Source organism: Actinocrinis sp. (assembly GCF_035938995.1).
Classification (GTDB): domain Bacteria; phylum Actinomycetota; class Actinomycetes; order Streptomycetales; family Catenulisporaceae; genus DASZGI01.
The window spans coordinates 1-11,094 of sequence record NZ_DASZGI010000153.1; the positions used below are offsets into that span (position 1 = coordinate 1).

An 11,094-nucleotide genomic window follows, 5' to 3' on the forward strand; every position below is an offset into this window, starting at 1 on the left:
TCGATCTGCTCGAGTTCGCGGAGCTGTGCGCGAAAGGCCGCGCCGCGCACGAGCGCGGGCAGTGGCCGACCTGCGCCGAGACGCTGCGCAGCGCACTCGGGCTGTGGACCGGGGAGCCGTTCGACGGCATCACCGGTTCCGTGCAGATCGTCGACGCCTGCCACCGGCTCGAAGAGCAGCGGCTACAGGCGCTGCGCTGGCGCATCGACGCAGAGCTCGAACTGGGGCGGCACGAGGACGCTATCGCCGAGCTCCGGTCCCTCACCGGCCTGTATCCGCTGGACGAGCACTTCCACGCGCAGCTGATGACAGCCCTCTGTCGCGCCGGCCGGCAGGCTGACGCCCTCACCGTCTACCGGGATGTCCGAAAGCTGATCTCCGACGAGCTCGGCGTGGAGCCCGGGCACGCACTGCGCCGGCTCCACCAGCGGATCCTGACTGCCGACCCGGCGCTGGCGCCGACCGGTGCCGGCAACCCGCCACGACGTGGACGCGACACAGAGCACGCACAACCGCGCCAACTTCCGGCGGCAGTAGGTCACTTCGTCGGACGCGAGGCGGAGCTCAAGGCTCTGAGAGAGACCGCGGAGCGGGGCGGCGCCGTCGTGATCTCGGCGATCTCCGGGACGGCGGGCGTTGGCAAGACCGCTCTGGCGGTCCGGTTCGCCCACGAGGTGGCGCACCGATTCCCCGACGGGCAGCTCTACGCCAACCTACGCGGCTTCGATCCGTCCTGCGCACCGTCCGATCCGCTGGTAGTGGCGCGCGGGTTCCTCGAAGCGCTGGGCATCACACCCGCCGGCATACCGTCAGACCCGGATGCGGTGCTGGCGCTGTACCGCAGCAAGTTGGCGAACACCAGGACGCTGATCCTGCTGGACAACGCCAGGGACACCAATCAGGTCAGGCCGCTGATGCCGGGTGCAGCGGGCTGCCTGGTCCTGGTGACCAGCCGGAACATGCTCACCGGCCTGGTCGCCCTCGACGGCGCGACGCCGCTCACCCTCGACCTGTTCACGGCGCAGGAAGCCGGCGAGCTGCTGACCCGGCGCCTGGGTGCCGAGCGCACCGGCGGCGAACCGGACGCCGCGGCGCACCTGGCGCGGCTGTGCGCCCGCCTGCCGCTCGCGCTGAACATCGCTGCTGCCCGAGCGGCCGCCTATCCCGGGGCCTCATTGCGGAGCGTGGCCGACCAGCTGGGCGACACTCAGCGGCGGCTGGACGCCCTCTCAGCCGAGGAGGGCGCCGCGGACGTGCGCGCGGTGTTCTCTTGGTCCTATCAGACCCTTGACGGCTCGGCGGCGTTGCTGTTCCGGCTCCTGGGCCTGCATCCGGGCCCGGACATCTCAGCCGCCGCCGCGGCCAGCCTCTCCGGCCTGGCGCCGGACGAGGCGCGCTCCGCTCTCAATGCCCTGGTACGCGCCCACCTGATCGCCGAGCCGATTCCCAGCCACTACGCCCTGCACGACCTGCTGCGCGCCTACGCCGTCGAACTGGCGAGCGGGCACGCCACCGAAGAGCAGCGCCACCAGGCGAAACGGCGGATGTTCGACCACTATCTGCATTCCGCCCACCGGGCGCGGCAGGCATTGAACATGGGTTCACAGATGATCGCGCTCGAGGCGCCGTGCCCGGGCACGACCCCGGAGGACTTCGCCGATCGGACACAGGCGCGAGCCTGGTTCCGCACGGAACACAGCGTCCTGATCGCGATCTGCGGACTCGCGGCCGAGGGCGGCTTCGACGCCCACGCGTGGCAGCTGGCATGGGCGGTCGCGAGCTACCTCGACGGGGCCGGCTACTGGACCGAGATCGAGACGACCAGCCGCAGTGCGCTGGTGGCGGCCGAGCGCGCCGACGACCCGGTCGGCGTGGCGCACGCCCACCGGAACCTCGGCTACGTGCGGGTCAGACGCACGGACTACCCCGGTGCGCTCGCGCACTTCGGAAAGGCGCTCGCGCTGTTCGATCGGCTGGGCGAACGCGGATTCCAGGCCTCTGTGCTCGAGGTCATCGCCTGGACGATGCGGTACCAGAACCGCGCCACCGAAGCTCTCGCCCACGACGAGCAGGCGCTGGAGATCCATGAAGCCATCGGGCAGGCGGGCACGCATCCCTGGCTGCCGGTCGCCCTCGGATGGGACCACGCCATGCTCGGGAATCACGAGGCGGCGCTGGCTCATAGCCTCAACGGCCTGGCGATCTCGCGTGCGTCGGGCAATCTGTATGCCGAGGCGGCGGCTCTGCACGGCACCGGCTCCGCCCGCTTCCACCTCGGCGACTACGCCACCGCCATCGCCGACAACCTCGAGGAGCTGGCGCTTCGGCGGGAAATCGGCGACTACTACTACGAAGCGGAAGCCCTCCAGACGCTCGGCGACTCCTACCTGGCGAGCGGCGACGCAGCCGCCGCCCGCAGTGTGTGGGAGCAGGCCGTCGTCATCTACGACGACCTCAAGCACTCCGACGTCGCCGCCGTCCACGCCAAGCTGCGCGAGCTTGACGCGAACGCACTCGCCGATGTCGGCGGGCGCGACAGTGCCATCGACGACAGCGCCTCCCACGACAACGTCACCGCATCCTCGGCGCGCGACTGAGCGCGACGTTCTGCGCGCGGCCGTCAGCCCTTGCTGGATCCCAGCGCAAGGCCGGCGATGAATTGCTTCTGCAGCAGGACGTAGACGACGAGGGTCGGCACCGCCGCGATGAGCGCCGCCGCGGCGATCAGGTTCTGGTTGCTGACGAACTGCCCCTGCAGGTTCGCCAGCGCCGAGGTCACCGGCCGCTTGTCGCCGGAGGACATCAGCGTGATCGCCCAGAAGAAGTCGTTGTAGATCCAGGTGGTCAGCAGGGTGGCCAGCGCCGCGAGCGCCGGGCGGCACAGCGGGAGCGTCAGCCGCCAGTACCTGGTCCACACGCCGGCTCCATCGACGACCGCCGCCTCGTACATCTCCCCCGGCAGGGTCCGCATGAAGTTGCTCAGCACGAACACGCAGAAGCCGAGTTGGAAGGACACGTTGATGACGACGAGGCCGAGGATCGAGTTGTAGAGCAGGCCGCTGCCGCCGGTGAGGAGGCCCGGCAGGTGGACCTGCAGGTAGATCCGGTACAGCGGGGTGATGATGACCTGCTGGGGCAGCAGGTTTCCGGCCGTGAACAGGATCAGCAGCGCGATGTTGATCTTGATGTTGACCCGGGTGAGCACGAAGGCCAGCGCCGAGGCCAGGCCCAGCGTGACGATCACGGCCGGGACCGTGATGTACACGGAGTTCAGGAAGAACCGCAGCATGTCGGACTGCGTCCACGCGTCGCTGAAGTTCTTCAGCGTCAGCGAGTGGGGCAGCGAGACGTACCCGAGTTTCTGCGTCTCCGAGTAGGGCCGCAGGGCGACGTACAGTGCGAAGGCGATCGGCAGGAGCCACAGGATCGAGGCGCTGATCAGGAACAGCTGGGCGCTGATCTGGCCCCACGGCCTGGGCTTGGTCGAGCGGCCGCGGTCCGCCAGCGCTCGGGGCAGGGCTGCGGTGGTCATGGCGCGTCCTCACGGCGGAACGTGTTGTACAGGAAGATGCTGATGGGCACGAGGGAGATCACGAGCAGCACGACCCCCAGCGCCGAGCCGAAGCCGACCCGCTGGGTTTCGCCGACGATGTTGGACGTGACCAGCACCGACAGCAGTTCCAGGCCGTTGATGCCCTTGTTGGTGATGTAGACCAGATCGAAGGCGCGCAGCGACTCGATCACCGTGACCACCAGGATCACGATGTTGATGGGCTTCAGGACCGGGAAGACCACTCGCCAGAACGTCTGCCATTGGTTGGCGCCGTCGATCAGCGCCGCCTCGCGCAGGGACGGGTCCACCGCTTTGAGTCCGGCCAGGTAGAGCACCATCACATAGCCGGCCTGCCGCCACGTCGCCTCGACCAGGACAGCCCACAGGTTCAGGTGCGGGTTGCCGAGCCAGTCGATCGCGTTGCTGTTGCTCGTGCGGCCGATGACGGTGTTGATCAGCCCGTAGTTCTGCGAGTACATGAACTCCCAGATGATGCCGATCAGCGCGAGCGAGAGCATGACCGGCAGGAACAGGATGCTCTGGTACATCCGGCTGTTCTTGATGCCGCGGTCGATGACGACGGCGAACAGCATGCCCAGCGGCGTGGCGAAGAGGATGAAGACGGCCAGCCAGACGAGGTTGTGCCGGACGGCCGGCCAGAACTCGGGGTAGATCGTGGCGGCCTGGTGGTAGTTCTGCACGCCGAACAGGCAGCCGTTGTCGAGGATGGACGGCACGTTCGGCACGCAGGCCGAGGTGTGCAGGCCGCCGACGCCGTTCCAGCGGGTGAACGAGAGCAGCACCGTCGCCAGCGCGGGGAACCAGATGAACGCCAGGTCCAGCAGCAGCGGCACGAGAAGCATCGCCGCGATGACGAACCGGTCGCGGCGAGTGAGGCTGCGCAGCCGCCGTCGGCGGCGAGACTTCGCCGCCGACGGTGCCGTGCGCGTCGTGGTGATGGTCGAAGCCATCAGGCGTAGATCGCTTTCGCCTGGGACTCCGCGCTCTGCTGCAACGAGGCGATGCTGCTGGTGCTCGGGTCGTCGATGAACTTCTGGATGATCGCCTCCATCGCGGTGGCCATCGCGGGGTCGGCGTCGCGGTCCATGAACTGGGCGACCGCCTTGCACTGGCCGATCACCTGGACGGACTTGTTCTGGATCGCGTCGTAGGTCGGCGCGTTCAGGCCGTTGGCCAGGCCGACGTCCCACTGGTCGGTCTTCAGGAAGCCCGCCTCGGCGGCGGCGGTGCCGATGTACTCCAGGATCGCCTTGGCGCCGTCGACGTTCTTGGCCTTCTTGCTCAGCATGAAGCCGTCGGTGGGGGCGTCCATGTAGTCCTGGGCGTACGCCGGGTTGATCTCGGGGAACACGAAGAAGTCCAGGTCGTTCAGGTTCGCGCCGTCGGTGACGTACTGCGCGGCGACCTGGTTGGTGCCCTGGAACATCATCCCGGCCTGCTTGGCCTCGAGAGCCTTGGCGGCGTCCTGCCAGATGCGCCCGTTCGCGCCGGTCTGCATGTAAGGCATGATCTGCGCCCAGTGGTCGAAGACCTGGGTGACGCCCGCGTCGGTCCACGGGACCTGGTGCTTCATCAGTTTGATGTGGTAGTCGTACCCGTTGATGCGCATGTTGAGGATGTCGAAGGTCCCCAGCGCGGGCCAGCCGTCCTTCTCCGCGAAGGCGAGCGGGATCAGGCCGTCGGACTTCATCTTCTTGAGCAGGTTGACGTAGTCGTCCCAGGTGGTCGGAACGGTGTAGCCCTTGGCCGAGAACTCGCTCTTGTTGTAGAAGACGACCCACGGGTAGTTGTAGATCGGCACCAGGTACTGGTGCCCGTCGAGGCCGGTGGACAGCGCCTTGGCCGCGCTGTTGAAGTTGCCGCCGATCTTCTGCCAGACGTCGTCGATGGGCAGCGCGAGGCCCTGCGCGGCGAAGTACTGCATGCGGTAGCCGGCGAACCAGGTGAACAGGTCGTCCGGGGTGCCCTGCAGATAGCTGGTGATGTTGTTCTGGAACGTGTTGTGGTCGACAGTGTTGATCTTGACCTGCACGCCGGTGGACGCGGTCGCCGCGGCGGCGAGCGACGCGAAGGCGGCTTTGACGCCCGGGTCAGAGTAGTTCGAGCCGAAGCTGACCGTTCCGCTCGGCTTGCCCGTCGAGGTGCTGCCCGCGCCTCCGGAACTGCTGCTGCATGCGGCCAGCAGCCCGCCGGAGACGGTCAGGCCGGCGGCTCCGGCCAGTCCCTTCAGCAGCGTGCGGCGGCTGGTTGGCAATCCGGCCCCCGCGAAACCGGACCCGACGTCCGTCATGGTGCCTCCCAAAGAGTGAAGGTGCTGTGTTCAATCGCAGTCGAACAAGCCGCGAAGCTCTTGGCCCAGGCCCGGGACGTCAAACGCCAGCAGAGTCTGCGTCCCCGCTCCGTCGAGGGGCTCGATCGTATCGCCTTTCAACAAAATTCATCAGGATGGAACGGATTCGAAACCGCAGGGGTAGTTCTACGACAGAAGGATCTCCCCGTCAACGCCCAAATGGCGGGTGTTGTGAGACCGTGATGTGCGGCAGTGTTGGTTAGCGCGGATCTGGGGTGTCCGCGCCCGGCCGCAGGCGCACCTTCACTCGTCGGCACCGGCGAACACCAGCTCCGCGACCCGGTCGCCGAGCGCCGACTTTCCCTCCTCCGGCAGGTCCCCGTCGGTGACCAGCACGGACGCCTCTTCGAGCGCGGCTATCGCGCACAGGCCGACCACGCCCCACTTGGTGTGGTCGGCCAGCACGATCAACCGCCGCGCCGTGGACATCAGCGCGCGGTTGGTCTCGGCCTCCATCAGATTCGGCGAGGTGAACCCGGCCGCCTCGTCCATCCCGTGCACGCCCATGAACACGCAGTCCAGGTGCAATGCCCGGATCGACTGGATCGCGACCGGCCCCACCAGCGCGTCCGAGGGCGTGCGCACGCCGCCGGTCAAGATCACCGTCTGGCTCGCCACCGCGTGCGAGTGCAGCACCTCGGCCACCCGCAGCGAGTTCGTCACCACCGTCACGTCCGGCACCCGCGCCATCGCCCGCGCGAACGCGTGCGTCGTGGTCCCGGCGGTCACCCCGATCGCCGTCCCGGGCCGCACCAGCTCCGCGGCCCGCCGTGCGATCGCGTCCTTCGCGGCACGCTCCCGCCCGACCTTCGCCTCGAAGCCCGGCTCGTCGGTCGACCCCGGGTGCCGGGCCGTCGCTCCTCCGTGCACCTTCTCGATCAGGCCCTTGCGTGCCAGGGCGTCCAGATCGCGGCGTACCGTCATGTCCGACACGCCCAACGCCTGGGTCAGGTCGCTCACCCGTACCCCGCCGATCCGGCGGACCTCCTCGAGGATCCAGCTCTGCCGCTGCGCCGCCAACATCGCGTTGCCGCTCCTTTCCACACCGGCGGGCCCGGTCGGCCCGACTCGCCGGAGCGACTCGTCCAGGTAGCACAGAAACGAACCGTACCGAACAATTCACACCCCGGCGGCCCGACCTCGACCGCCCGGGACGTCAGAGTAACCGAGCGCTATCGACCATGCCAGACCTGAATCGACGTCGTGATCTGTTCGAAGTCGAGCGCGGTGCCCGCACGGCGGGCGTCCGAGGCGATCATTCCTGTTAAGGATTGTTCGATCTGGCCCGATCTGGCGCAGAAGACGAGGACCTGCCACCGTACACAAAAGTCCGGGTGGCGGCGCCGTCGCTTAAGACGGCACCGCCACCCGGCAGGGTCTGATTGCGCCTCTGCGTTGACCAGGGCTTTATGGCGGCTGTAGATCGTGGCGGAGAGTCTGTGTGAAACGGAGCAGAGCTATCTCCGCCACGATCTTTCGCCGCTGCCCCGGTCAACGCGGAGGCGCGAGTGTCACGGCAGGCTCCACTGTTGGTTGGCGCCGTCTCCGCAGGCCCAGATCTGGGCCTGGGTGCCGGAGCCGCCGAAGCCGGAGTCGTCAAGGCACTTGCCGGAGTTGGGGTTCACGTACTCGCCGTTGGATTGGTGCACCCATGTCTGTGCGCCGGTGCCGTTGCAGTCGTAGAGGTCGACCTTCGTGCCGTTCGCGGCGCCGGCGCCGTTGACGTCGAGGCACTTGCCGAGGGCTTCGAGCTGGTTGCTGGAGGTCAGGGTCCAGCTCTGCGCCGCCGTGCCGTTGCAGGTGTAGACCTGGACCGGGTTGAAGTTCGTGGTCGAAGCCGCGCGGTCATCCAAACACAGGCCCTGATAGCCGGTGACCGGACCCGGTCCAGTGCCGCCGCCACCACAGTTGGCCCCGCAGCCGCCGGAACTGCTCGCGGTGAACGAGAACGAGTTCACCCCGAGGCCGGGGCCGCCCTGCCAGGGCTCGAATCCGAACTGGACGCTGGTCAGGTACCACGCGCTGTTCAGCTGTCCGCGGTTGATCGAGTCGTTGGTGAAGTCGGTCAGGTTCACCGTGATCGCGTTGACCGGCGTCTGGCGCACGTACGAGACGATGTTCCAGCTGATGCCGCCGCTGCCGCGGCCGATCCAGACGTCCCAGTTGGCGCCCTCGATGAAGGCTGTGCCGACGCGTGAACCGGCCGGTTGCGGTGCGCCGGAGTGGTTGGCCCAGATCATCAGCTCCTCGCCGTCGTTCTGGCCGCTTGGGAAGGGCTGCGTGTCGAACCAGATGTCGTACGAAGCGTCCCACTGACCGGCCGCCGTGTTGAAGTTCACGCTCGACTGCGGGTTGTCGAACGCCGACACCTGCAACGGAAGGCCGTTACCGGTCGAGCAGTTGCCGTAGTGACAGCCCGCGTAGATGGACGGATAGGCCGCGGGCGCACCATTTGTGGGCAGGTTGTGGTTCCCCACGGTCACCGTGAAGCCGTCGTTGGTCGCGTTAATGCACTGCTGGATCGTGTCGTTCCACTCGTTGTTCTGGACGATGTACTGGCCGCCCGACACCTGAACGCTGCTGGTGGGGCCGCACAGAGTCGTGTCGGCGTGGGCTGCCGGAGCGGACGCGAGTCCCGTCGCCGCCAGGGCGGGCGCGAGCAGCCAGGCGCGCCACGTGCGCGAGAGCTTTCTTGCCATGCCGGATCTCTCCACTTCACCGGTCCGCTCGACCGGGCGCGCCGATCCGGGCCGAGTCCGCGTGGCGATCACACGCGGCGCGCAGAACGTAAGCGTTTCCGAACTGCCTGCAAAGTAAGGTGTCGAGTCCCACCGTGCCGTGGGCCGCTTAATGCGCGTCTGACCATGTACGAGGGAAATCAGGCGCTCTGAAACTTTCACGGTGATCGGTCGGCCTTGGCCGCACCGTCCGCTGGTGTGATGACGTCCACGTCAAGAAAGGCGTGCGCAGCCTTCGAGCGCCCCCTCCTTGATTCGAATGGCCTTCTGGTCAAAGACACCAACCTGGTCATCGAGGTCGCCCTGCCGCACCCGTACCGACGGCACGTCAGTCGGGGTCGGCGGAACGGGCTCCCAGCTCGCGCAGCCAGGTGATGACGTTCTCCTGCCTGGTGTCGAGTCCGCCGGCTGCGTCGAGCGGTGTGCCGTGTGCGTAGTCGGGCTCCCAATTCAGGTCGGCGCCGCGCGAGAGCAGGTACTCGGCGGCGCGGCGCTGACCGCCCGCGCAGGCGTGCCAGAACGCTTGCGACACATCTTGCGCGGGCGGGTCGCCGCCCAGGATCGCTTCGAGGCGGTCGAGCATGCCCAATGCCGCCGCGTGCCATGCCTTCTCCACCCGGGCGCCGCGTGCCACCAGCAGGCGTGCGACATGCCAGCAGCCGTAGCCCACGGCGTTGTCGAGCGGAGTGCCGATCGATCCATCGGGCACCTCGATATCCGCTCCCCCGTCGATGAGGGCTTCGGCCACGTCGACATCGTCGCTGCTCGCTGCGTAGTGCAGCGGCGTCTCTGACCCGGGACCGGGCTCGGAGCCTCGACTGGTCGTCAGGGCATTGGGATCGGCGCCGGCATCGATCAGAAGCCTGACGATCTGCGGTCCGTTCGGGAAGTAACCCGGCCAGTCGGTGACCAGATGCAGCGGCGTGGCGGTGCCGCCGCGTCCACCGGCAAGCCGAGCCGTCGCCAGCGCGGGATCAGCGCGCAGCAGCTTGCTGATCGTCTCGAGGTCACCGCTGTGAACCGCTGCCCGCAGCTCGACCGCGACCGGGCTGTCCGGAGGGATCGGCTTTCCGGCCTCCCGCTCACTCATGACGGCTCACCACGCAGCCGCCCTCGACGAAGTGCCGATTCACGTCAGCCCTCCCGTCATCGCCACACCCATGCCCGCACAGCAGATCGCCGCCGCCGACAGCGCGGCGAAGTTCGCCAGCGACGCCGCTGCGAGCCACCATCCGCGCCGATGCCTGCGCTTCGGGCGTCGGCCCTCCAGGTGGGCGATGCGCTCGGGCAGATCGCCATTCGGGTTGGCCGCAGCGACGGCAGCCGGTGCCGGGGCGCCGGCCAACTTCAGCAGCGCACCGGCCACCGCCGCCACCCCGGCCTTGGCAGTGGCCGCACGGTCGGCGGCCACCTCACGCCGCAGCGCCGACCGCTTGGTCCACCACCGCAGCAACGGCAGGAACCAGCCGTATCCTGCGAGCGCCCGTCCGGCCAGCAGCCGCAACGGATCCCGCGCCCGAAGGTGGTGGCGCTCGTGCTCCAGCACGGCGGTCAACTCCGCCCGGTCCAGCACCTCGATCAGGCCGGTGCTCAGCAAGATGCGGGGGTGTGTTAGGCCATGCGTGACCGCGAATGCCTCTCCGGCGGCCACCACATCCACGCGGTCAGCGACACCCACCTCGTCGGCCACGGCCGCAACCGCCGCGGGCACTGGCCGCCCGGCCGACCGCACGAGCCGCCGCAGCTCCCGACTGCCGCGAGCAGCTGACCACGCCACGCGCAGTGCACCCGCGAGCGCCGCGGCCGCGCTGAGAGCGATGACGCTTACGGCGGTGAAATCGTACGGCTCAGAGGCCAGCCAGTGCAGCCGCAGGTATTCGACCACTGCGACCGCGCCAAGACCCAGGTGCACCAGGACCGCGAGCAGCGCAACCGGCCACAGCAGCCATCCGGCTTGCAAGCGTGTCGTCATCAGGAGTCTCCCATCAGCTCGTGCAGCCGGGCCCGCAGGTCCGCGTCCAACTCCACTTGATCGACGAACCGGGCCAGCGCGGCGTCGCCGAACCGTGCCAGGACCCCGCGCACAGCGATCTCGGCGCTGTCCGCGACTACCGGGGTGTAGAGATAGCCGCGCCCCTGCCGCTTGCGGGCCACCACCTGCTTACCGGCCAACCTGGACAACACGGTCATCACCGTGGTGTACGCGAGCGGCTCGGCCCGGTCGGCGTTGAGCCGCCCGGCCACCTCGCGCACCGACACCGGCCCTTCCGCCGCCCAAAGCACCGCCATGACCTCGGCCTCCAAAGGCCCCAGCGCACCGCCACCACCGCCGGACTCCACCACGTGTCCACCCTCCTCGCAAACTACTACGGTAAGGTAGTACTACCGCGGGATAGTTGGCTAGCCCAGAATCGGCAGACGGTGATGCGGGC

Annotated in this window: 9 protein-coding genes; 1 reads left to right on the forward strand and 8 read right to left on the reverse strand. The window is 68.3% G+C overall.

The window, feature by feature from the left end:
* Positions 1-2,597 (forward strand): BTAD domain-containing putative transcriptional regulator (locus tag VGZ32_RS10930; RefSeq protein ID WP_326885819.1); only part of this gene is annotated, 2,597 nt, incomplete at its 5' end.
* A gap of 23 nt (positions 2,598-2,620) precedes the next feature.
* Here the strand turns inward: VGZ32_RS10930 and VGZ32_RS10935 are convergent.
* From VGZ32_RS10935 to VGZ32_RS10970, 8 genes are all read right to left on the reverse strand, one after another.
* Positions 2,621-3,532, reverse strand: coding sequence for a carbohydrate ABC transporter permease (locus tag VGZ32_RS10935; RefSeq protein ID WP_326885820.1), 912 nt, complete (start codon positions 3,530-3,532; stop codon positions 2,621-2,623).
* Positions 3,529-4,524, reverse strand: a complete 996-nt coding sequence (locus VGZ32_RS10940; protein ID WP_326885821.1) for a sugar ABC transporter permease — start codon at positions 4,522-4,524, stop codon at positions 3,529-3,531. The genes VGZ32_RS10935 and VGZ32_RS10940 overlap by 4 nt, the downstream gene beginning before the upstream one ends.
* Positions 4,524-5,864, reverse strand: coding sequence for a carbohydrate ABC transporter substrate-binding protein (locus tag VGZ32_RS10945; protein ID WP_326885822.1), 1,341 nt, complete (start codon positions 5,862-5,864; stop codon positions 4,524-4,526). Before VGZ32_RS10945 ends, VGZ32_RS10940 begins: the two co-directional genes overlap by 1 nt.
* 303 nt (positions 5,865-6,167) lie before the next feature.
* Positions 6,168-6,947, reverse strand: coding sequence for a DeoR/GlpR family DNA-binding transcription regulator (locus tag VGZ32_RS10950; RefSeq protein WP_326885823.1), 780 nt, complete (start codon positions 6,945-6,947; stop codon positions 6,168-6,170).
* Positions 6,948-7,435: 488 nt separating this feature from the next.
* Positions 7,436-8,623: a GH12 family glycosyl hydrolase domain-containing protein gene (locus VGZ32_RS10955; protein ID WP_326885824.1), complete on the reverse strand. Its 1,188-nt coding sequence runs from the start codon at positions 8,621-8,623 to the stop codon at positions 7,436-7,438.
* Positions 8,624-8,990: 367 nt separating this feature from the next.
* Positions 8,991-9,752, reverse strand: coding sequence for an ankyrin repeat domain-containing protein (locus tag VGZ32_RS10960; protein WP_326885825.1), 762 nt, complete (start codon positions 9,750-9,752; stop codon positions 8,991-8,993).
* A gap of 39 nt (positions 9,753-9,791) precedes the next feature.
* Positions 9,792-10,634, reverse strand: coding sequence for a M56 family metallopeptidase (locus tag VGZ32_RS10965; protein ID WP_326885826.1), 843 nt, complete (start codon positions 10,632-10,634; stop codon positions 9,792-9,794).
* A complete protein-coding gene (locus tag VGZ32_RS10970) occupies positions 10,634-11,005 on the reverse strand; it encodes a BlaI/MecI/CopY family transcriptional regulator (protein ID WP_326885827.1) in 372 nt (123 codons plus the stop codon). Before VGZ32_RS10970 ends, VGZ32_RS10965 begins: the two co-directional genes overlap by 1 nt.
* Positions 11,006-11,094 lie beyond the last annotated feature (89 nt).

What these genes read in the sequence shown, in the direction of transcription:
- VGZ32_RS10950 (WP_326885823.1), bottom strand. Translation starts at nt 6,947, where the DNA reads ATGTTGGCGGCGCAGCGGCAGAGCTGGATCCTCGAGGAGGTCCGCCGG.
- VGZ32_RS10955 (WP_326885824.1), bottom strand. Translation starts at nt 8,623, where the DNA reads ATGGCAAGAAAGCTCTCGCGCACGTGGCGCGCCTGGCTGCTCGCGCCC.
- VGZ32_RS10935 (WP_326885820.1), bottom strand. Translation starts at nt 3,532, where the DNA reads ATGACCACCGCAGCCCTGCCCCGAGCGCTGGCGGACCGCGGCCGCTCG.
- VGZ32_RS10940 (WP_326885821.1), bottom strand. Translation starts at nt 4,524, where the DNA reads ATGGCTTCGACCATCACCACGACGCGCACGGCACCGTCGGCGGCGAAG.
- VGZ32_RS10960 (WP_326885825.1), bottom strand. Translation starts at nt 9,752, where the DNA reads ATGAGTGAGCGGGAGGCCGGAAAGCCGATCCCTCCGGACAGCCCGGTC.
- VGZ32_RS10965 (WP_326885826.1), bottom strand. Translation starts at nt 10,634, where the DNA reads ATGACGACACGCTTGCAAGCCGGATGGCTGCTGTGGCCGGTTGCGCTG.
- VGZ32_RS10945 (WP_326885822.1), bottom strand. Translation starts at nt 5,864, where the DNA reads ATGACGGACGTCGGGTCCGGTTTCGCGGGGGCCGGATTGCCAACCAGC.